General features: G+C 68.6%; 27 protein-coding genes. 14 read left to right on the top strand and 13 right to left on the bottom strand.

Annotated elements, in window-relative coordinates:
* Window positions 1–41: 41 nt before the first annotated feature.
* Entirely contained in the window at window positions 42–1,007 is a 966-nt protein-coding gene (hemE, locus tag DM480_RS06860; protein WP_232834187.1) for a uroporphyrinogen decarboxylase, read from the bottom strand.
* Window positions 1,008–1,546: 539 nt separating this feature from the next.
* On the opposite strand from hemE, the gene DM480_RS06855 reads away from it, so the two are divergent.
* The 11 genes from DM480_RS06855 (at window position 1,547) to DM480_RS06805 (ending at window position 8,512) form a co-directional block, all read left to right on the top strand.
* Window positions 1,547–2,362: a pyruvate, water dikinase regulatory protein gene (locus DM480_RS06855; protein WP_115378165.1), complete on the top strand. Its 816-nt coding sequence runs from the start codon at window positions 1,547–1,549 to the stop codon at window positions 2,360–2,362.
* A gap of 71 nt (window positions 2,363–2,433) precedes the next feature.
* Window positions 2,434–3,024, top strand: a complete 591-nt coding sequence (locus DM480_RS06850; RefSeq protein WP_115378164.1) for a Maf family protein — start codon at window positions 2,434–2,436, stop codon at window positions 3,022–3,024.
* Complete coding sequence (locus DM480_RS06845) at window positions 3,021–3,839, top strand: shikimate dehydrogenase family protein (protein WP_115378163.1); 819 nt, start codon at window positions 3,021–3,023, stop codon at window positions 3,837–3,839. Before DM480_RS06850 ends, DM480_RS06845 begins: the two co-directional genes overlap by 4 nt.
* Window positions 3,836–4,432, top strand: a complete 597-nt coding sequence (gene coaE / locus DM480_RS06840) for a dephospho-CoA kinase (RefSeq protein ID WP_115378162.1) — start codon at window positions 3,836–3,838, stop codon at window positions 4,430–4,432. Before DM480_RS06845 ends, coaE begins: the two co-directional genes overlap by 4 nt.
* 7 nt (window positions 4,433–4,439) lie before the next feature.
* Window positions 4,440–5,132 (top strand): DNA polymerase III subunit epsilon, encoded by a 693-nt coding sequence (gene dnaQ / locus DM480_RS06835; protein ID WP_115380958.1) that lies wholly within the window; start codon window positions 4,440–4,442, stop codon window positions 5,130–5,132.
* A 55-nt stretch (window positions 5,133–5,187) separates the two neighbouring features.
* The gene (hpf, locus tag DM480_RS06830; protein WP_115378161.1) at window positions 5,188–5,781 is read left to right on the top strand and encodes a ribosome hibernation-promoting factor, HPF/YfiA family; all 594 of its coding nucleotides are present in this window, start codon (window positions 5,188–5,190) and stop codon (window positions 5,779–5,781) included.
* 59 nt (window positions 5,782–5,840) lie between these two features.
* A complete protein-coding gene (locus DM480_RS06825; protein ID WP_115378160.1) occupies window positions 5,841–6,305 on the top strand; it encodes a PTS sugar transporter subunit IIA in 465 nt (154 codons plus the stop codon).
* Window positions 6,292–6,768, top strand: coding sequence for a PaaI family thioesterase (locus DM480_RS06820; RefSeq protein ID WP_115378159.1), 477 nt, complete (start codon window positions 6,292–6,294; stop codon window positions 6,766–6,768). The genes DM480_RS06825 and DM480_RS06820 overlap by 14 nt, the downstream gene beginning before the upstream one ends.
* 13 nt (window positions 6,769–6,781) lie before the next feature.
* Entirely contained in the window at window positions 6,782–7,108 is a 327-nt protein-coding gene (locus tag DM480_RS06815) for a DUF1491 family protein (RefSeq protein WP_115378158.1), read from the top strand.
* Between the two features lie 155 nt (window positions 7,109–7,263).
* Complete coding sequence (locus DM480_RS06810) at window positions 7,264–7,968, top strand: cell wall hydrolase (RefSeq protein ID WP_115378157.1); 705 nt, start codon at window positions 7,264–7,266, stop codon at window positions 7,966–7,968.
* A gap of 52 nt (window positions 7,969–8,020) precedes the next feature.
* On the top strand, window positions 8,021–8,512 hold the full coding sequence (locus tag DM480_RS06805) for an MmcB family DNA repair protein (protein ID WP_115378156.1): 492 nt from the start codon (window positions 8,021–8,023) through the stop codon (window positions 8,510–8,512).
* 61 nt (window positions 8,513–8,573) lie between these two features.
* On the opposite strand, the gene ribA is transcribed toward DM480_RS06805, so the two are convergent.
* The 6 genes from ribA to DM480_RS06775 all read right to left on the bottom strand — a co-directional run bounded on the left by ribA (window position 8,574) and on the right by DM480_RS06775 (window position 14,562).
* The gene (ribA, locus tag DM480_RS06800; protein WP_232834156.1) at window positions 8,574–9,653 is read right to left on the bottom strand and encodes a GTP cyclohydrolase II; all 1,080 of its coding nucleotides are present in this window, start codon (window positions 9,651–9,653) and stop codon (window positions 8,574–8,576) included.
* Window positions 9,650–10,432 (bottom strand): exodeoxyribonuclease III, encoded by a 783-nt coding sequence (locus tag DM480_RS18455; protein WP_232834155.1) that lies wholly within the window; start codon window positions 10,430–10,432, stop codon window positions 9,650–9,652. Before DM480_RS18455 ends, ribA begins: the two co-directional genes overlap by 4 nt.
* 371 nt (window positions 10,433–10,803) lie before the next feature.
* A complete protein-coding gene (locus tag DM480_RS06790; protein WP_115378153.1) occupies window positions 10,804–11,415 on the bottom strand; it encodes a LolA family protein in 612 nt (203 codons plus the stop codon).
* 68 nt (window positions 11,416–11,483) lie between these two features.
* Window positions 11,484–11,927 carry an aspartyl protease family protein gene (locus tag DM480_RS17930; RefSeq protein ID WP_125471485.1) on the bottom strand — a complete coding sequence of 148 codons (444 nt, stop codon included), beginning with the start codon at window positions 11,925–11,927 and terminating at the stop codon, window positions 11,484–11,486.
* On the bottom strand, window positions 11,908–12,156 hold the full coding sequence (locus DM480_RS06780) for a hypothetical protein (protein ID WP_115378151.1): 249 nt from the start codon (window positions 12,154–12,156) through the stop codon (window positions 11,908–11,910). The genes DM480_RS17930 and DM480_RS06780 overlap by 20 nt, the downstream gene beginning before the upstream one ends.
* 75 nt (window positions 12,157–12,231) lie before the next feature.
* Window positions 12,232–14,562 (bottom strand): DNA translocase FtsK, encoded by a 2,331-nt coding sequence (locus tag DM480_RS06775; RefSeq protein ID WP_115378150.1) that lies wholly within the window; start codon window positions 14,560–14,562, stop codon window positions 12,232–12,234.
* 129 nt (window positions 14,563–14,691) lie between these two features.
* Here DM480_RS06775 and DM480_RS06770 point away from each other — a divergent pair, with 129 nt between their 5' ends.
* On the top strand, window positions 14,692–15,963 hold the full coding sequence (locus DM480_RS06770) for a UbiH/UbiF/VisC/COQ6 family ubiquinone biosynthesis hydroxylase (protein ID WP_115378149.1): 1,272 nt from the start codon (window positions 14,692–14,694) through the stop codon (window positions 15,961–15,963).
* A 322-nt stretch (window positions 15,964–16,285) separates the two neighbouring features.
* On the opposite strand, the gene DM480_RS06765 is transcribed toward DM480_RS06770, so the two are convergent.
* The 6 genes from DM480_RS06765 to DM480_RS06740 all read right to left on the bottom strand — a co-directional run bounded on the left by DM480_RS06765 (window position 16,286) and on the right by DM480_RS06740 (window position 19,339).
* A complete protein-coding gene (locus DM480_RS06765; protein WP_115378148.1) occupies window positions 16,286–16,684 on the bottom strand; it encodes a hypothetical protein in 399 nt (132 codons plus the stop codon).
* Entirely contained in the window at window positions 16,681–16,851 is a 171-nt protein-coding gene (locus DM480_RS06760) for a Trm112 family protein (RefSeq protein ID WP_115378147.1), read from the bottom strand. The genes DM480_RS06765 and DM480_RS06760 overlap by 4 nt, the downstream gene beginning before the upstream one ends.
* Window positions 16,848–17,033: a hypothetical protein gene (locus tag DM480_RS06755; protein ID WP_115378146.1), complete on the bottom strand. Its 186-nt coding sequence runs from the start codon at window positions 17,031–17,033 to the stop codon at window positions 16,848–16,850. Before DM480_RS06755 ends, DM480_RS06760 begins: the two co-directional genes overlap by 4 nt.
* The gene (locus DM480_RS06750; RefSeq protein ID WP_115380956.1) at window positions 17,030–17,644 is read right to left on the bottom strand and encodes an LON peptidase substrate-binding domain-containing protein; all 615 of its coding nucleotides are present in this window, start codon (window positions 17,642–17,644) and stop codon (window positions 17,030–17,032) included. The genes DM480_RS06755 and DM480_RS06750 overlap by 4 nt, the downstream gene beginning before the upstream one ends.
* 8 nt (window positions 17,645–17,652) lie before the next feature.
* On the bottom strand, window positions 17,653–18,546 hold the full coding sequence (locus DM480_RS06745; protein WP_115380954.1) for a tetratricopeptide repeat protein: 894 nt from the start codon (window positions 18,544–18,546) through the stop codon (window positions 17,653–17,655).
* A gap of 277 nt (window positions 18,547–18,823) precedes the next feature.
* Entirely contained in the window at window positions 18,824–19,339 is a 516-nt protein-coding gene (locus DM480_RS06740; RefSeq protein WP_115380952.1) for an outer membrane protein assembly factor BamE, read from the bottom strand.
* Between the two features lie 134 nt (window positions 19,340–19,473).
* Between DM480_RS06740 and DM480_RS06735 the strand changes: the two genes are divergently transcribed.
* Both DM480_RS06735 and DM480_RS06730 read left to right on the top strand, forming a co-directional pair.
* Entirely contained in the window at window positions 19,474–19,992 is a 519-nt protein-coding gene (locus tag DM480_RS06735) for a ubiquinol-cytochrome C chaperone family protein (RefSeq protein ID WP_405053256.1), read from the top strand.
* On the top strand, window positions 19,989–20,507 hold the full coding sequence (locus DM480_RS06730; protein ID WP_115378145.1) for a YceD family protein: 519 nt from the start codon (window positions 19,989–19,991) through the stop codon (window positions 20,505–20,507). The genes DM480_RS06735 and DM480_RS06730 overlap by 4 nt, the downstream gene beginning before the upstream one ends.
* Window positions 20,508–20,515 lie beyond the last annotated feature (8 nt).

The following is a 20,515-nucleotide window of genomic DNA, read 5'->3' as shown; positions in this document are numbered from 1 at the left end:
GGATGCAGGAACAAGTCCGGCATGACGAACCAGGCGACGATTCAGGCCGACGCCCCGCCCCTCACCCGCGCGACCAGCCGCTCGACATGCGCGATCGGCGTGTGCTGGCCGATGCCATGGCCGAGGTTGAAGACGTGCGACCGGTCCGGAAAGGCGGCGAGCACGCGGTCGATCCCCGCGTCGAGCGCCGCGCCCCCGGCCAGCAATGCGAGCGGATCGAGATTGCCCTGCACCGGCATGCCAGGGGGCAGCATTGCGTCCGCCCAGGCCGGATCGACCGTCTCGTCCAGCCCGATCGCGTCGACCCCGGTCTCCCGCGCATAGGCGGGCAGCTTGCCGCCGATTCCCTTGGGAAAGCCGATGATGCACGCATCGGGGCAACGCGCGCGCAGCCCCGCGACGATTCCCGCATTGGGTGCGATCACCCAGCGTTCGAACTGGTCGGGCGACAGCGACCCCGCCCAGCTGTCGAACAGTTGCACCGCCGCGACGCCGTTTTCGATCTGGCGCGCGAGATAGTCGATCGTGGTGGCGACGATCGCGTCGATGATCGCGCCGAAGCCGGCGGGGTCGCGATAGGCGAAGGCGCGCGTCTCGCTCTGGTCCTTCGACCCCTGCCCCGCCACCATGTAGGTCGCGACGGTCCAGGGAGAGCCGGCAAAGCCCAGGAAGGTCGTCTCGGCGGGCAGCATCGCCGCGACGCGCGCAACGGTCGCATAGACGGGCTCCAGCCGTTCGGGCACGCGCGCCAGCGCCCCGAGCGCGGCGTCGACCAGCGGCGGGCTGAGCCGCGGTCCCTCGCCCGGCCCGAAGGTAAGGTCCTGGCCCAGTGCCCAAGGGACCATCAGGATGTCCGAGAACAGGATCGCGCCGTCGAAGCCGAAGCGGCGGATCGGCTGCACCGTCACCTCCGCCGCCGCGACCGGATCGGTGGCGAGCGCAAGGAAACCGCCCTTCTCTGCCCTGAGCGCGCGATATTCGGGCAGATACCGGCCCGCCTGCCGCATCAGCCAGATCGGGGGGACGGGCTGCCGCACGCCCTTCAGCGTCGCGAGTAGCGGCTTGTTCACAGGTTCAGACAGGGCCTTCTTCCTAAATAAGAAGATTCTTGAAAGAGGATGATGAAGTGGTTGGCACGTGGGTAACGGGATAAAGCGCTTTGTCCCGTAATCACCCACAGCTTGACCGGCAAGGATCGCCGATTCCGCGTCGATTCGGTGAGACGCATGCCCGGCTTCCACAGGCTGTGGATAACTTTGCGCCCTGTGGATGCGGATGTGGATGAAATGCGGCTTTTCCACCGCGGCGGGGTCGCTTGGCCGGGTCGGCGAGTTGCCCTATCGATTGTCCCCATGTTGTCCACAGATCGGTGCCGGGGGGCGGATCGGCGCGCCAATTTTGTCATCCGACGTCATCCCCGCGAAGGCGGGGATCCAGACACGCGGCGGGTGCGGCGCTTGCCCGATGGTCAGCGTGTCTGGATTCCCGCCTTCGCGGGAATGACGGACGAAGGTGTTCGGATGTGATCGTCGCGGCAGCACGCACAATGATGCGCCTCCACCTCCACCTGCTGTCGGATTCGACGGGCGAGACGCTGGAGAACATCGCCAAGGCTGCGCTCGCGCAATATGACGACGTCGAGACGGTGCGGCATTTCTGGCCGATGGTGCGGACCGAGGCGCATCTGGAGCGCATCCTGCAGGAAATCGCGCAAAATCCCGGCCTCGTCATCTTCACGCTCGTCAATCCGGCGACGCGGCGCAACCTGGAACAGCGCTGCCTCGCGCTCGGCCTGCCTGCGGTCGCGCCGCTCGACCCGGTCAACGATGCGCTGTCCGGGCTGCTCGGCCAGCAGGCGAAGGCGCGGCCGGGCCGCCAGCATGCGCTCGATGCGGCCTATTTCGCGCGCGTCGATGCGATCCAGTGGACGATAGCGCACGACGACGGCATCGCGCACGAGGATTGGGAAGAGGCCGATATCGTGCTCGCGGGCGTGTCGCGATCGTCGAAGACGCCGACGTCGATCTACCTCGCCAATCGCGGATGGAAGACCGCGAACATTCCGATCGTCGTCGAAAGCCCCCCGCCCAGGAGCCTGTTCGCGCTCACCCGGCCGCTCGTCGTCGGGCTGACGACCAGCGCCGACCGGCTGATCCAGATCCGCCGCAACCGCCTGCTCTCGCTCAACCAGCAGCCCGACACGCCCTATGTCGAGGAACAGGCGGTGACGCGCGAGATCGCCTATGCGCGGCGGATGTTCGCCGACAATGGCTGGCCGGTGATCGACGTAACGCGCCGGTCGATCGAGGAGACGGCGGCGGCGATCATCGCGCTGGCGAACGAGCGCAAGGTGGGCGGATAGGCTCCCCTCTCGCTTTCGGGAGGGAAAGGAAGGGGCTTCGAAATCGGGTCTGTCCCGCCTAAACCCGTCCCATGACCCTTCTCCTCGCTTCCCAGAGCGCCTCGCGGCGCGCGATGCTGACCGCGGCGGGGGTGCCGTTCGAGGCGACCGCCGCAGGCGTCGACGAAGACGCCGCCAAGGCGAGCCTCGCTGGCCTCAAGGCGCGCGACCTTGCCGATGCGCTCGCCGAGCTGAAGGCGATCAAAGTGTCCATGCGCGCGCCCGAGCGGCTGGTGCTGGGCAGCGACAGCGTCGTCGCGCTCGCCGACGGCAGCCTGCTCGACAAGCCCACCAGCCGGGACGAGGCCGCCGATCATCTCGCGCGGATGAGCGGCAGCGTGCATCATCTGTGGAGCGCGGCGGTGATCGCCGAGGGCGGTCGCCCGGTGTGGCGGCATGTCGAGGCGGCGAAGATGCACGTCCGGCCGCTCTCGCCCGCGTTCATCGACCAGTATCTGGGCCAGGAATGGCCCGCGATCAGCGGCTGCGTCGGCTGTTATCGGATCGAGGGGCCGGGCGCGCAATTGTTCGCGCGGATCGAGGGCAGCCAGTTCACCGTGCTCGGCCTGCCGTTGCTCGCCGTGCTCGACTATCTGCGGGTTCGCAAGGTGATGCCGTCATGACCGCCACGCCCTATGCCGAGGTGATCGGCGATCCGATCGCCCAGTCCAAATCGCCCGTGATCCACGGCTTCTGGCTCGACGCGCTGGGCCTCGAGGCGGACTATCGCAAGACCTTGGTGACGGCGGACGAACTGCCCGCCTTCTTCACGGAGCGCCGCGCCGATCCGGCGTGGCGCGGGTGCAACGTCACGATGCCGCACAAGATCGCCGCGCTCGACCATGTCGAGGATCGCGGGGACGTGCGCGGCGGGATCGGTGCGATCAATACGGTGATCCGCGTCGAGGATGGCGGCGTGGTCGGCACCAACACCGATGCGGGCGGCTTCTACGCGCCGCTCGCCGGGTTCGACCTGGCGGGGAAACCGGTGACGGTGATCGGTGCGGGCGGTGCGGCGCGCGCGGTGCTGTTCGCGCTCGCGCGGATGGGCGTCGGGCCGGTGACGGTGATGAACCGCAACACGCTGAAGGCCGGGGCGCTGCTCGCGAGCTTCGGGCTGAAGGGGCAGGCGCGCCCCCTCACCCACCCGGTCGCGCCCGACACCAGCCTTCTGGTCAATGCCAGCACGCTCGGCATGGCGGGACAGCCCCCGCTCGCCATCGACCTCACGCCGCTTGGCGCGGATGCGATCGTCTACGACATCATCTACTCGCCGCTGGAGACGGACCTCCTCGTGCAGGCGAACGATCGCGGGCTGGAGACGGTCGACGGGCTGGAGATGCTGATCGGCCAGGCAGCGCTGGCGTTCGAATTGTTCTTCGGCGCCGCGCCGCCGCGCGACCGCGACGAGGATCTGCGCGCGCTGTTGACGGCATGACGCTGCTGCTCGGCCTGACCGGGTCGATCGGCATGGGCAAGTCGACCGTCGCGGAGATGTTCGCAGACGAGGGCGTGCCGGTGTTCGACGCGGATGCGGCGGTCCACCGGCTGCAGGGACCGGGCGGCGGCGTGGTCGCGGCGATCGAGGCGGCGTTTCCCGGGACGACCGGCCCCGATGGCGTCGATCGCGCCGCGCTGGGCCGTGCGGTGCTGGGCGATGACGCCGCGATGAAACGGCTGGAGGGGATCGTGCACCCCGCGGTCGCGGCCGAGCGGACCGATTTCCTCGCCGCCCATGCCGACGCGCCCGTCGTCGTGCTCGACGTGCCGCTGCTGTTCGAGACGGGCGGCGATGCGGGCGTGGATGCGGTCGCGGTCGTCTCCGCCCCCGCCGACGTCCAGCGCGCCCGCGTGCTCGCGCGCGCGGGGATGAGCGCGGCGAAGTTCGACGCGATCCTCGCGCGGCAGATGCCCGATGCGCAAAAACGCGCGCGGGCCGACTTCGTCATCCCGACCGGCGGTGGCCTGGATGCGACGCGCGGCGCGGTGCGCGATGTCCTCGCTTGCATGCGGGCGCGCGCGGGCGGATAACGTCCCGATGCGCGAGATCGTGTTCGACACCGAAACCACCGGCCTCAGCTTCGCCGGGGGCGACCGCCTCGTCGAGATCGGCTGCGTCGAGCTGGTCAACCGCGTCGAGACGGGCCGCACCTTCCACGCTTATTACCATCCCGAACGCAGCATGCCCGCGGAGGCGCAGGCGGTGCACGGCATTTCGGACGCCTTCCTGGCCGACAAGCCGCTGTTCGGCGCGATGGTGCACGAACTGCTCGACTTCATCGGCGATGCGCCGCTCGTCGCGCACAACGCCGGCTTCGATTTCAGCTTCATCAACGGCGAGCTCAGTCGCTGCGGCCGTGACCCGGTGTGCACCAGCCGAATGATCGACACATTGGCGATCGCGCGGCAACGGCATCCGGGTGCGAAGCATACGCTCGATGCTTTGTGCTCGCGATTCGGCGTCGACCGGTCGCATCGCGTGCTGCACGGCGCGCTGCTCGACGCGCAATTGCTGGCGCAGGTCTATGTCGAGCTGATGGGCGGGCGGCAGATCGGGCTCGGCCTCGTCAGCGAGGTGATCGCCGATAACGACGCCACGACGGGCGCGCGCCGGCCCAGCATCGTCCGGCCGCCGCGGCACTTCGCCGCACCGCCGGCGGAACTTGCCGTGCACGCAGCCTTTGTTGCTACGCTGGACAATCCGCTGTGGGAGGTCGGATCGCCCGCTTGAAGAATCACCCCCGGGCGAAGGCCAACAGGCCGGCCCCAACAGCATGGAGAACACGATGGATATCCGGATTTCTGGTCACCAGGTCGCCACCGGCGACGCGCTCAAGGATCATGTGAGCGACCGGCTTCAGGGTATCGCCACGAAATATTTCGCCCGCGCGCTGTCGGCCGAAGTGACGTTCGGCAAGGGGCCGCACGATGTCGGGTTCAAGTGCGACATCGTCATGCACGTGACACGCGGCCTGGTGCTGAAAGGACGTCACGAGGCGCAGGACGCCCACCTCGCCTTCGACGGCGCGGCCGAGAAGATCGACAAGCAGCTGCGCCGCTATTCGCGCCGCCTGAAGGATCGCAATGCGAGCGAGGTGGTCCAGCTGCAGGAAGACAGCGGTTACGACAACAACGCCGGCTATACGCTGTTCCAGGAGCCGGCGGAGGACGAAGCGGGTGATGCGCCGCTGATCGTTGCGGAAACGCGCGTCGACATCCCCGATGCCAGCGTGTCCGATGCGGTGATGATGCTCGACCTGCGCAACACCGCCGCCCTGCTGTTCCGCAACGCCGGCACGGGCGCGTACAACATGGTCTATCGTCGCGGCGACGGCACGATCGGCTGGGTAGAGCCCCAGCGGGTGCAGGCCGGCAGCTGACCTTTCCCGCTCCCGCCGGACTCGTTAAGGGCCCGGCGGGGCCTTCGACGAGTGTGCGCATGAGCGATTTCAGTGATCTGCTGCGGCCCGACGCCGTCTACACGGACGTGGCGGTCGCCAACAAGAAAACGCTGTTCGCGCAGCTCGCCGCCGCGGCCGAGGCGTTGGGGATCGATCCGCGGTCGGTCGCCGAGCGGCTCGCCGCGCGGGAGAAGCTGGGGTCGACCGGCTTCGGCGGCGGCGTCGCCATCCCGCACGCGCGATTGCCCGGGCTCGACGCGGTCACCGGCGTGTTCATGCGCCTGGCGCAACCGATCGAGTTCGACGCGGTCGACGATCTGCCAGTCGACCTGATCTTCCTGCTGCTCTCGCCCGAGGATGCAGGCGCGGAGCATCTGAAGGCGCTCGCGCGCGTGTCGCGGCGGCTGCGCGACCGCACGTTTCTGAGCAAGTTGCGCGGCGCGGGGTCGCCCGACGCGCTCTACGCGCTGTTCACCGCCGAGCTGGCGCATGACGCCGCCTGACGGTGCGGACGCGACGGGTGGGGCGGAGGAGGCGCATTTCCGCAGCCTCGAATCGCTCTATGCCGCCGCGCCGATCAACCGCCTGTTCGATTCGACGCTGGAGATCATCGCCCCCGGCGCCGCGCGTATCCGCTTCACGCTCGACGAGCGGCACTTCCACGCGGCGGGCGCGGTCCACGGTACCAGCTATTTCAAGATGCTCGACGATGCCGCTTTCTATGCGGCGAACAGCCTCGTCACCGATCGTTTCCTGCTCACCACCGCGTTCAACCTGCTGCTGACACGCCCGCTGCGCGCCGGGCCGGTGGTGGCGGAGGGGCGCTGGATCAGCGGCAAGCGCCGGGTGTATGTCGCCGACGCGCGGCTGATCGATGCCGATGGCGAGGAAGCGGCGCGCGGCACGGGCACGTTCATGCGATCGCAGATCCCGCTGTCGGGCCTGCCGGGCTATCGCCCGTCATGAAGGAAAGAGCGGCATGAGCGGGCGGCTGCCGACGCACCTCGCGGTCGGCGCGCTGCTGCGCCGTGTCAACGATGCGGGCGGGATGGCGGTGGTGCGCGGGCGCGGCGACGCGCAGGGCGGCGGCGTGCTGATCGTGATCGAGGCGCGCGATGGTTCGACGCGCGTGATCGAGCATGGCTACGACCTGGATGGGTCAGCGGTGCTGCGCGATTCGACCCCATCCGGCCCTGTCGACGACTATTGGCGACGGCGGCGCACGTCCGACCCCGATCTGTGGGTGATCGAACTGGACATCGCGGACGCGGAACGGTTCGCCGCTGAAACGATCCTGAACGATTGACGAATGACAGTCCCGTGACGCACGGGCGCGCAACGTTTTAAGCGCGTTGTGCTGCGTCCGGGTGCGATCCGGGCCGGTTACGCAGTCGGGGGGAAGCCCGGGCGACGTCCTTCGGGGGGTCGGGTCCGTGAACCAACCGCATATTGATAGTGTTGATGACCGTTCTTCAGCGCGCCGCCACCTTCGCGGCGATGACTTTCTCTCTGGTCGGGCTGCTCAGCAACAGCACCCCCGGCCGCGCCACCGACCTTGATCGCAGGGTCGTCTCGGCGCCCCAGACGACTCCGTCCGATACCAACACCCTGGTCCCCGCGATCGTTCCCGTTCAGGCCGCCGCTCCCGCGTCGCAGGCCGAACCGGCGAAGCCCGCCACCTTCTTCGTCCAGCAACTGCCGACCCAAACCACGGCGAACGGCGCTGCGGCAACCGACGATTCCGCCGACGACGAGTTCGACACGCTGGCCGATGCGGTCGCCGCGCAGGACAATGGCGACGTCACCGACGCCGAGCGCTGCCTCGCCGGTGCGATCTATTTCGAGGCGAAGGGCGAACCGCTCGCCGGCCAGCTCGCCGTCGCCAACGTCATCATCAACCGCACCAAGTCGGGCCGCTTCCCGTCGGACGTCTGCGCCGTCGTCAAGCAGCGCGGCCAGTTCGCCTTCGTACGTGGCGGCCAGATCCCCTCGATCGACGAGGCGCGCGCCAGCTACCGCACCGCGATCGCCGTCGCCAAGGTCGCGATGGACGCGGCCTGGGACAGCCCCGCCGCGCAGGCGCTGTACTTCAACACGCCGAATCGTCGCCCCGGTGGCCGCCTCACCAAGATCGCGATGATCGGCAACCACGTCTTCTATCGCTGATTATGACGCCGACGGGGCTTGCCCCGTTCGTCAAATGTTCTAAGCCGGGCTCATGTTCGACATGGCCCCGGCTTCGTGTTTGGACGGCGGCGATCCCGCTCTGTGCGCGGCGGACATCGCGCGCGGCGTGACGCGCATGCTGCTCCGCCACGACATCACCACGATTTCCGAAGTTCCGCTGGACGGGGGCCGCCGTGCCGACCTGATGGCGCTCGACGCGCGCGGGCAGTTGGTGATCGTCGAGATCAAGGTGTCGCGCGCCGATCTGCTCGGCGACGGCAAATGGCCCGATTATCTGGCGCATTGCGACCGCTATTTCTGGGCGGTGCCGGCGGGATTCGACCTGACGCCGCTCGACGGCGTGGCCTTTCTGCCGGAACGGACCGGGGTGATCGTCGCCGATCGCTACGATGCGGCGATCGTGCGCGAGGCGCATACCGTGCCGCTGCCGGCGCATGTGCGCAAGCGCTGCACGCTCGCCTTCGCCCGGCGCGCCGCGCGCCGGCTGACCGGGCTGGTCGATCCGGAGGCGATGGCGGGCTGACGCGATACGGACGGAAGATGGGGCGCGTACGAACGCGGTTCGACCCTGCGCCCGTCTCGGCCTATAACTGGTGCCCCGTGCGGTCGCGCTTCGTCGCCAGATACCGCGCGTTATGCGGATTGGCGGGCAGCGCATGCGGCACGCGCTCCGCGACGGCGATCCCCGCCGCCGCCAGTCCCGCGACCTTGGCTGGATTGTTGGTCAACAGCCGCACGCGATCCTGGCCAAGCAGCTTCAGCATCTGCGCCGCGACGCCGAAATCGCGCGCGTCGACCGCAAAGCCCAGCCGCGTGTTGGCATCGACCGTGTCGAATCCCTGGTCCTGCAACGCATAGGCACGCAATTTGTTGACGAGGCCGATGCCGCGCCCTTCCTGGCGCAGATACAGCAGAATGCCCCAGCCGCTCGCCTTGATCGCGCGGATCGCGGCATCGAGCTGTGGCCCGCAATCGCATTTCAGGCTGCCGAGCGCATCGCCCGTCAGACATTCGCTGTGCAGCCGGATCAGCGGCGCCTGGCCATTGGGCTGGCCGATCAGCAGCGCGACGTGATCGTCCGCACTTTCCGGCGAGCGGAAGGCGACGATTTCGGCATCCTCCGCCCCGGCGACGGGCAGGCGCGCGCGCGTCGCCAGCGTCAGGCGCTGCGCATCTTCGTGCGCGTCGATGTCGGAGGGGGTGATCGTCACCTCCGGATCGCGGCCGTCGACGAAGAATGCCGGCAGCAGCCCGGCGATGCGGGCGAGGCGCAGCGCCGCGGCGGCGGCATCGGGCGCCGCGACCGGCAGCGTCCGCCACGGCCCCTTGAGCGGCGTCGCGAGATCGAGGCTGGGATCGGCAAGCGCGGTGGCGGCGGTGAAGTCGAGCCACGGCGCACGTTCGACCAGCACCGGCAGATCGGGATCGGCGGCCGCCAGCTGGTTCGCGAGCTTCAACGTCTCGGCGCGGCCGGACGAGATCAACACGCCCGCGGCCCCCGCCGGATCGAACTCCGCCAGCCGCGCCGCGTCCGCCGTCTCGATCGCCAGCAACGTCAGCCCGTCGATCGCGATCGGCCAGCCGCGGCGCAGCGCGTCGATCGCGCGCGCGGCGGCACGTGGGCGCGCGGAGGGCCGGACGGGGGGCGGGGCGGCCTCGCTCAAAAGGCGAACTCGGTCATGATCGGCACATGATCCGACGGTTTCAGCCAGCTGCGGCAATCCTCGAACACGATGTGCGCGGTCGCCGCGCGCGCAACGTCGGCGGTCGCCCACATATGGTCGAGCCGGCGGCCGCGATCGTTCTTCGTCCAGTCGGGCGAGCGATAGCTCCACCATGTATGCAGCCGCGCCGGCGCCGGATGGAAATGCCGGCCGAGGTCGACCCAGTCGTTCGATGCCATCAGGCCATCCAGCGCCGCGACCTCGATCGGCGTGTGGCTGACGACCTTGAGCAGCGCCTTGTGGCTCCACACGTCCGATGGCAGCGGCGCGATGTTGAAATCGCCGGTCAGGATCGTCGGGCAGGCGAGGCTGCGCGACCATTCGGTCATCCGCGCGACGAAATCGAGCTTCTGGCCGAACTTCGGGTTCACGTCGCGGTCGGGCTCGTCGCCGCCGGCGGGGACGTAGACATTCTCCAGCCTGACGCCGTTCGGCAGGCGGATGCCGACGTGCCGCGCCTCGCGATTCGCCTGCCAGTCGAGCCGGTCGTCCTCGGTGATCGGCAGGCGGCTGACGATCGCGACGCCGTGATGCATGCGCTGGCCGTGGATGACGCGGTGGACATAGCCCAGCTGGTCGAACAGATCGTGCGGGAAGTCGTCGTCGACGACCTTCGTCTCCTGCAGGCACAGCACATCGGGCGCGGCCTCGGTCAGGAATTGCTCGACGATGGGCGCGCGAAAGCGGACCGAATTGATGTTCCACGAGGCGATCTTCACGCCTGCGCATCTAGGCGCCGGGGGGAGGGGGGGCAAGGTGGTGGGACCATCGCTCCGATGGTCACCATGGACAATAAGCCGGGGTAGCGCCTTTCGCTCGTACGTCACGGGCAAAGCCCGTGACGTCGGACGGGCGGAGCCCGCCGGCCGTGCTTTTGGCGAGTCCTGCGCCGGCACGGCGCACGCCGCCAACAGCAAAGGCCCCCGCTCCGGGGGCATGGAGCGAGGGCCGACCTGGTGTTGGTCACGCAGGCGGGAAGTGGTCTATCGATCCGGGCAACAGGGGGAAAAATCCCGGACGCCCCACATCCGCGAGGTCGTGTTTAGGACCGCAAACCTGTCGCTTGGATGAATGGGCCAGATATTTTCGTTCAGTTTCGCGTCGACGTACGCCGCGGGTCGTTCCAGCGGAACGTTCCGTCGCTTACCGGCACGCCGAACTTCTGGTTCGACAGGCGGATCGTCGTGCGGTTGTTCTGGCTGTCGAGCGCGACCCACCCCTGCAGCATCAGCCCCGCGGGCGCGGCGCCGTCGCGTTGGAAGATCAGCGTGATCCGGCCGTATTCGGGGTGATTCGCATCGCTCGCTTCGATCGACACGACCTGCGGATTCCCCGTCGGCACGACCTTGGCGAACTTGCCGATGTCGCGATTGGGGTCAAGCAATACGCCGAGCGGCGAATTCTTGATCGGCCAACGCTGCACCTGCCGTACCGAATAATCGATGAAGGTCAGCGCGCCGCCCTCCGCGACGATCAGGATCGGCACGCCCTTTTCATATTGGAAGCGCAGCTTGCCCGGCCGCTTCAGCGTGAACGTGCCGGTCAGCACCTTGCCGTTGCGGTCGGTCTGCGTGAAGTCGGCGGTCATCGTCGTCAGCGTCTGGAGATGACGTTGCACCGTCGCGAGATCGCCCGTCGATTGCGCAGACAGGGCGACGGGGGCAGCAAGCGCGGCGGTCAAGGCGAAAGCGTGTCGGATCATGCGGGTCCTGTTGGCAGCGGGGGATTGAATAGCCGCTTAACCGGCGACGGGGGCGGAGGGTCCAGCGGCTACGGCAAGACGAATTCGGCACGACCATCGCGCGAAACGGTCAGATCTCCCGCCGCAATGACATCCATGCCGATCAAGACCGGGTAGGAAAAACCCGCGTGCAGTTCGAAGGCGATCAATTGACCTTCGAGAACATAGGGATGCTGCGCGTCGGCAGACGTTGCAGGATCGGTAAGGTCGCCAGGCATGAACCCGATCCGGATGATATATTCCGCTGCATAGATCAGGCCGTTGGCGGTGGCGACACGCCGCTGTCCTTTCTGGCGCAAAGCCAGCTGTGCGGCGACATCCGCCCTGATGCCCGTCCCCGTGGCGCCCGTGTCGATAAGGCCCTCATACCGTAGCGATTCGAACGGGTTATTACTGTTGAGGCCGGGAAAGATGGCGACTGGGAGGAGCAGGCGCTGGTGGTTGTGGCGCCACTTAACGGAGTGCGTTCGCATAAAGCCCGAGTTCGATCGGTTCGGGCGTGATCTGCTGAATCGAATATAGGCCGTCAGCGAACTGCGCCCAACCCGCACCGTCGGCTTCTCCCGCAGACGGAAAGAAGGCAACGACCTGACCATCGCGGAGTAGCGCGTACTCGCCGTAATGCTGGTCGAGATACTCGCCCAGACGCCGTTGAAAGACGTCGAAGTTGCGCGCGATCTCGTGCTTCAACGGGTCGACCATGGCGGCAGCGTATCGCAATCACGATAAAGCGAAAGAATCACGCGACAAGCCGACTCGTTGGCACGGTGAGTCGAATCAGATCGCATGCCCCTCGGCATCGCGCAGCACTTCGCGGCGGCCGACGTGGTCGGGGCGCCCGACGATGCCGTCCTTTTCCATTCGCTCGATCAGGCGTGCGGCGGAATTGTAGCCGATCCTGAGTTGCCGCTGCAGCCAGCTGGTCGACGCCTTCTGCGATTCGCACACCAGCTGGATTGCCTGACGATATTGCTGGTCCTCCGCCGAATCCTCGCCGATCGGCGCGCCTTCCAGCGTGTAGCTCTCCTCGGGCTCCTCGGTGACCGAACTGATGTAATCGGGCTGGCCCTGCCCCCGCCAATGGTCGGCGACGCCGCGCACCTCGTCGTCGCTGACGAAGGGGCCGTGGACGCGCACGATCCCCTTGCCGCCCGGCATGTAGAGCATGTCGCCGCGCCCCAGCAGCTGTTCGGCACCCTGTTCGCCCAGGATGGTGCGCGAATCGATCTTGCTGGTGACATGGAAGCTGATCCGCGTCGGCAGGTTCGCCTTGATGACGCCGGTGATGACGTCGACGCTCGGCCGCTGCGTCGCCATGATGAGGTGGATGCCCGCCGCGCGCGCCTTTTGCGCGAGGCGCTGGATCAGGAATTCCACCTCCTTGCCCGCAGTCATCATCAGATCGGCGAGCTCGTCGACGATGACGACGATCTGCGGCAGCGGCTCGTAATCGAGCTGCTCCTCTTCATAGACGGGCTGGCCGGTGTCGGGGTGGTAGCCGGTCTGCACACGGCGGCCGAGCCGCTGGCCCTTGGCCTTGGCGGCGCGCACCTTGTCGTTGAAGCCCGCCAGGCTGCGCACGCCGACCGACGACATCTGGCGATAGCGGTCCTCCATCGTCTCGACCGCCCATTTGAGCGCACGCACCGCCTTGGCGGGATCGGTGACGACGGGGGAGAGCAGATGCGGGATGTCGTCGTAGACGCTGAGTTCCAGCATCTTGGGATCGATCATGATCATCCGGCATTGCTCCGGCGTAAGCCGGTAGAGCAGCGACATGATCATGCAGTTGAGGCCGACCGACTTGCCCGAGCCGGTGGTGCCCGCGACGAGCAGATGCGGCATCGGCGCGAGATCGGCGATGACGGGATCGCCCGCGATGTTCTTGCCGAGAATGATGGGCAGCTGCGCCGCCTGATCCTCGAACGTCTGGCTTCCGACCAGCTCATGGAGCGAGACCATCTCGCGCTTCTGGTTGGGCAGTTCGATGCCGATCACGTTGCGCCCCGGGATCACCGCGACGCGCGCGGAGATCGCCGACATGTTGCGTGCGATATCGTCGGCGAGCGCGATGACGCGGCTCGCCTTGATGCCCGGCGCGGGCTCCAGTTCGTACATCGTCACGACGGGGCCGGGGCGCACCTCGGTGATCGCGCCCTGCACCTTGAAATCGTCGAGCACGTTCTCGAGCAATCGCGCGTTGCGCTCCAGCGACGCCTTGTCGATCGCCGCCTTGGGCGCGGGCGGCGCGGGGGTGAGCAGGTCGAGGCCGGGCAAAGTGTAATGATGGTCGAGCGCGAGCTGCGCCTGCTTCGGCTTGGCGATCGCGGCGGAGGGGGCGAGATTGCGGTCGGCGATCACCGGCGCGGGGCGCGGATCGGGCGTGGCGAGCGCGCGCGGCTCGATCGCCTTGCGCTTGAGGTCGAGTGGCGCCTCCTCTTCGTCCTCGTCGTCGCCATAGGCGTCGAACGGCAGGTCGTCGTCGCCCGCATCGGCATCGTCGCGCGCGCGGCGGCGCAGGCGGAAGCGGCGGTCGCCCAGCTCGATCTCCAGGCTCTTCGCCCAGACGATGATGCCCGCGACCCCGATCAGCAGGCCGATGCCGCGCGCCGCCCAGCGTTCCGCGCCCGGCTGGCCGATGAACGACAACCCCCATTCGACGAGGTGCGACAGCGACAGGCCGATCACCCCGCCCCAGCCCGCCGGCAGCGCGAGCACCGCCGCATCGGAGACGAAGGCGAGCGCGCTCGCCATCAGCGCGACGCCGATCGTCGCGCCGCGCAGCATCCGCACCCAGCGGCCGAGCGGATGGCCGCGCCACAGGCGCATCGCCATCATCGGCAGCACGGGGAGCAGCAGCGCGACGGCGGGACCGAGCAGCGTCAGCGCGACGTCGGCGAACCACGCCCCCGGCGGGCCGGCGAGATTCTGCACGGCGCCCCCCGACGCGGTGTTGAGCGCCGCATCGCTCGCCCGGTAGCTCGCCAACGCGAGCACCATCAGCACGGTGACCAGGAACAGCGCCAGCGACGACACCAACGCGCCGCCGCGTACCGCGCCCGCCTTCACCGTCTCACGCAACAAGCCTGGCTGCGCACGGCTCGCCATTGCCCAAATCCTTATCGAAATGCCCGAAAATGCCCCGCCGATCCTTCGGCCCATGGACCCGCGCCGTCAAGCAGCGGCAGGGGGACCCGAACGTTGGCACCCGTCGTTTGGGCGCGTAGGAGGATCGGCATGGATAGGCCCACACAGTCGCCCGATGCGCTCGCATCCGGTGCCCGGCCCGCGGATGCGCGGGCGGACGTCATCATCCTGGGCGGCGGCCTGGTCGGCGCGACGCTGGCGCTGGCGCTCGATGCGCATGGGCTGACCAGCATCGTCGTCGATCCCGCCGATCCGGCGGTGATGCTGGCGCCGGGGTTCGACGGGCGCGCCTCCGCCATCGCCAGCGCGAGCGGGCGGATGCTCGATGCGATCGGCGTCGGCGCGACGCTGGCCGGGCAGGGGTGCGCGATCCGCCAGATCCGCGTCAGCGATGGCCTTGCCCCCGGCAAGCTCGATTTCGTGCCCGATGCCGGCGACGATGCGCTGGGCACGATGTACGAAAACAAGCTGTTGCGCCGTACCCTGTTCGAGGCGGCGCGAGGGGCGGCGGGCGTCGACCTTCGGATGCAGACGCGCGCCACCGACGTGCGGCGCGACGCAGCGGGCGTCACCGCCACGCTGTCCGACGGCAGCATCGTCACCGCGCCCCTGCTCGTCGCGGCGGAGGGGCGCCAGTCGCCGACGCGGGCGGCGGCGGGCATCACCGTCGCGCGCTGGCAATATGATCACGCCGCGATCGTCGGCGCGTTCCACCATCAGCACGATCACGAGAATATCGCCTACGAGATTTTCTACCCCGCCGGTCCGTTCGCGCTGCTGCCGCTGCCCGACGACGCGATCGGCCACCGGTCGGCGATCGTCTGGTCGGTGAAGGCGCGGGACGGCGCGGGGCTGGTCAAGCTGTCCGACCGCGCCTTCCTCGCCGAGGCGGAAAAGGCGATGGGCGGGTTCCTCGGCACCTTGTCCGATGCCAGCCCGCGCGCCAGTTACCCGCTCGGCTTTCACCATGCCGCGCGGATCACCGCGGAACGGCTGGTGCTGGTCGGCGACGCCGGCCACGGCATCCATCCGATCGCGGGGCAGGGGCTTAACCTCGGTTTGCGCGACGTCGCGACGCTGGCGGAGGTGCTGGTCGAGGGCAAGCGCCTGGGCCTCGACCTCGGCGATGCGGCGCTGCTCGATCGCTATCAAAGGTGGCGCGGGCTCGACACATTCATGGTCGCCGCCGCGACCGATGGCCTGACCCGCCTGTTCGGTATTCCCGGCAAGGCGGCGAGCGCGATCCGCCGCTTCGGCATCAGCGCGGTCGACCGCCTGCCGCCGCTCAAGGAGCGATTCATGGCGGAAGCGCGCGGCGAATCGGGCGATCTGCCGAAGCTGTTGCAGGGGCTGAAGATCTGACGCGCCATGGCAAGCGGGCGGGCGGCCGCTTCATCGTCCGACCCGAACCTGCCTCTTCCTGCCCGGCCTTCGCTGGTGTTCCGGCATCCAAGGTTCCGCAAGCGATCAGCGGTTAGGTGCGGGGCGGCGTGGATGCCGGAACGAGTCCGGCATGACGGATTGGGGGGCAGCGTCATACGAGCCTGGGCTGACAGGCTTTCCGGCCAACCCGATCCGGCGGGGTTCCTGCGCAAGCAGGAACCCAGAGCCATCGGGGACATCGCAATCGACCCTGGGCTCCTGCGTGTTCAGGAGCACCGTGCATGTCGATGGGGTTCTCGCCCTACCGCACCGTCTCGGCGATCTTCCGTTCCGCCGCCGCGCCGCGGCGTTGCTGGCGGACCATGATGAACCCGCCGCTCCATTGCCCCGCGATCTCCCACCGGCCGGCGATTTCATCGCCGTCGGCGGAGAGCGTTCCGTCGTAGAGCACCGGATGCGCCGCCCGGCGCGGATCGTCGTAGCGCTTGGTGAAGCGCACCGCATGGCCCTGTCGCATGCCCTCGATCAGCGCGAAGATCGTCGTGCCGCGATCCGCACCGACCTCGGCGCGCTCATGCGTCTCGCCGTCGATCCGCCCGCCATGCTCGCGCAATTCGCAGGCGAAGCCGTTGGGCGGCAGGCCGCGCGGATAGCTGAAGATGCCGTCCCACGCGCCGCTGACGTCGAGCGGATCGCTCACGGCGCGATCCGGCGGGCTTCCTCTGGTAGCATCACCGGCACGCCATCGCGGATCGGATAGGCAAGGCCTGCGGCCTCCGACACCAGTTCCTGCCGCGTCTCGTCATAGCGCAGGGGTTGGCGCGTCACCGGACAGACGAGCCGTTCGAGCAGCCAGGGGTCGATCATCGGTCGTCTCCGACGGGCGGTGCGGCGGCGGCGCGAACGGTGCGATCCGCGACGCCGCCGCTGCGACGCTGCGTATCGATCGCCTCTGTCGCGACGGCGGCTTTCGGATCGAAAAGATTGGCGAAGAACATCCACACCATCATCGCCGCGCCATGCCGACGGCCTTTTCGCGCACCGCTCATTGCAGCGTCACCCCGTCCTCGCCGTCGTGGCGGCCGAAGAATTGCATCAACTGGATGATCAGCTCGGCGCGCTGTTCCAGGTCGGGCGCCTCGAGCAGCGCCTGTTTCGCCGCCGCGTCGAACGGCGCAATCTGCGCGATGCCGTTGACGAGGCTTTCGTCGTCGAGCCGCGCGACGCCGTCCCAATCGACGGCATATCCTTGCAGATCGGCGAAGCGGCGCGATTCGCTCTCCAGCGACGCACGGCGCGCGAACGACAGCGCATCGTCATGCGCCCGCGGCAGCAGCTCCGCTTCGACCTGCCGGAACGGCGTCGTCACGTCGAGCTCGCGCAACGTGCGGAACAGCGCGACGCCTTCCAGCACCAGATTGTAGCGGCCGTCGTCCAGCGCCTCGACCTCGGCGATCCGCCCGACGCAGCCGAGCGCATAGAGGCCGGGCACGTCGCCGCCACCGTTGGGCTGGATCATCCCGATCCGCCGGTCGCGCGCCATCGCGTCCGACACCAAAGCGCGGTAGCGCGGCTCGAAGATGTGCAGCGGCAAATGCATGCCCGGGAACAGCAACGCGCCGGGCAGCGGAAAGATCGACAGGCGGGTGGGGGTCGCCATGGCGCGGATCAGCCGAACAGGATCGCCGACAGGCGGCGGCGCTGCGTCGACACCCACGGGTCCATCATGCCCACCACCTCGAACAGCTTGAGCAACTGCTGGCGCGCGGCGCCGTCGTTCCACTCCCGATCCGCGGCGACGATGTGGAGCAGATTGTCCGCGGCCCCGTCGCGATCCCCCGCCGCCATCTGCGCATTGGCCAAAGCGAAACGGCGTTCGTGGTCGTCGGGGTTGGCGGCGACCTCCGCCTGCAGCCCGGCGTAATCGTCGAATGCCGGCGCGGACTGGGCGAGCGCGAGCGCCGCCTTGGCGCGGTCGACCCCGGCGTCCTTGATATCGGCGGGCAGCGCGTCGATCGCCGCCTGCGCCGCGTCGATCTGCCCCGCCGCGACGAGTGCGCGGATGCGGCCCGACAGGACGGCGGGATGATCGGGTGCCATCTCGGCCAGCTGATCGAAGATCGACAGCGCGCGCTCCGCGTCGCCGCCTGCCAGCACCTCTTCGCCCATCGCGATCAGCGGTTCGATCTCCGCGGCGGCATCGGCGGCCTCCGACTGGATCGGTAGTTGCTTCAGCAGCTGGTCGAGCATGACGCGCAGCTGCGATTCGGTGCGCGCGCTGGTCAGGTCGGCGACCAACTGGCCCTGGAACATCGCATAGACGGTCGGGATCGAGCGGATCTGGAATTGGCTGGCGATGAACTGGTTCTTGTCGGTGTCGATCTTGGCCAGCACGACGCCCTTGTCGGCATAAGCAGCGGCGACCTTTTCCAATACGGGTGCCAGCGCCTTGCACGGCCCGCACCATTCCGCCCAGAAATCGAGGATGACGAGCTTGGTCATCGACGGTTCGACGGCGTCGCGGCGGAATTCCTCCACGGCGGTCTTCTCGGCGGGGGACATGCCTAGGGTGGCCAAGGTGCGCTCCTGTTCGTGGTCGCCGCCCATGTGGGGCGGGGAGGCGCGAAGGTCAAACCTCGCGGCCACGCGGCGAGCCGCGGTACGGCATCGCCGGGTCGCCAGAGCATCGCAACGCCGGTCAGAACCATTTCGGCCATGCTGCGTTTGCAGCACCTGATCCCTCCCCTTTCGGGATCAGTGCCGTTTCCAAGCGCGGCACGGCCGCGCCGATGCGTAGCACGCGGCGCGGCCAACGCGTGCCCTCGCCGTGATGTGGCGATCAGGGGCCGGTGCGACCCGTGCCGCCGCCACCGCCACCGGGGCCGCCGGGACCACCCGCACCCGCCGCGCCGACGGTGCCGATATTGCCGAACAGATCCTCGAAGAAGCCGCGCTTCTTGCCCAGCGTCGGCGTCGTCTTGCCATAGGGGCTGATGCTCGCGACCTCGTCGACGCCGGTGCGCGTGATCGACGTGACCGTACCGGCGGCATCGAAGCTGATCTTCAGCGCGATCTGGTCGCGCGCCTTGGGCGTCTGGAAATTGAGGTTGCGGCTGTCGCGCGCAACATAATACCAGTCTTTCGGCGGGAACTGGCTGGCGATCGTCGGCTGGCCGAGCGTCGCGGCGACCGACTGGCGATTGTCGACGCCCGGCTGGATCGCATTCACCAGATCGACGTCGATGATATAGCCCTGGTGCGAGCGCAGCGGCGTGCACGCGCCCGTCAGCAGGCCACCCATCAGGGTCAGCCCGAGGCCCGCGACCAGGCACGAACGGGCAAAGGATACGCTCATCACATTCTCCAGCGGCGGCAACGGCCGGCAGCGGCAAGGCCGATTGCATCGCCCGCCGATCGCCTCGATATGCGAGGAACGAAGAGGCATCAAGCGCGCGCTTCGATCGGCGCGCTGGGCAAGAGGATGGTGGCGTGGGGTTGTGGGGACGGCTGTTCGGTGAAAATCGCGATGCGGCGCTGCCGCTCTACAACGCCGTGGTGACGCGCGGCCGCGCCGCGCATTGGTATCTGGACGGCGGCGTGCCCGACACGCTCGACGGGCGATTCGACATGATCGCCAGCGTGCTCGCGGTCGTGCTGCTGCGGCTGGAGGATGAAACCGAGGCGGCGGACGTCGCGACGCGGCTGTCGGTGCAGCTGACCGAACGGTTCGTCGACGACATGGACGCGCAATTGCGCCAGATCGGAATCGGCGACCTTGTCGTCGGCAAGCAGATGGGCAAGATGATGAGCCTGCTCGGCGGACGGCTGGGCGCGTATCGCGACGCCTTTGCGGCGGGCGACCTTGCCCCCGCGCTGGTGCGCAACCTCTATCGCGGCGAGACGCCGGGTGAGGTGCGGCTCGCGCATGTGGCAGCCGCGCTCACCGATCTGCGCGCGCGCCTCGCCGCGACGCCGCTGGCATCCTTGTCCGCCGGAGACCTGCCGTGACCCCCGAATTCAGCCGCCCCGAACGGATCGACACGATCGGCGAGCGCGACCGCGACGTCGCGATTGCTGCGACGGAGGCGGAGCGCGCGGCGCTGGCGGCGCGGTTCGGGCTGATCGCGATCGATACGCTGGAGGGCGAGTTCACGATCCGGCGCGAGGCGACGGGTATCGCCGCGCGCGGCCGCGTCCGCGCCGCGGTGACGCAGGCCTGCTCGGTCACCGGTGATCCGATCCTGGCGCGGATCGACGAACCCGTCGCGCTGCTGTTCGTCACCGCGCTCGGCGAGGGGGAGGAGGTCGAACTCGACGCGGGCGATCTCGACACGTTGGAATATGACGGCGGCGCGGTCGACCTGGGCGAAGCGGCGGCGGAGACGATGGCGCTCGCGCTCGATCCCTTCCCGCGCAGTCCCGGTGCGGAGGCCGCGCTGCGCGCGGCGGGCGTGATCAGCGAGGAAGAAGCGGGCCCGTTCGGGGCGCTCGCCGGGCTGAAGGCGCAGCTGGAGAAGGAGTAACGCGGGCG

The organism is Sphingomonas sp. FARSPH, assembly GCF_003355005.1.
Taxonomy (GTDB): Bacteria; Pseudomonadota; Alphaproteobacteria; order Sphingomonadales; family Sphingomonadaceae; genus Sphingomonas.
This window is presented reverse-complemented; position numbering and strand designations above follow the sequence as displayed.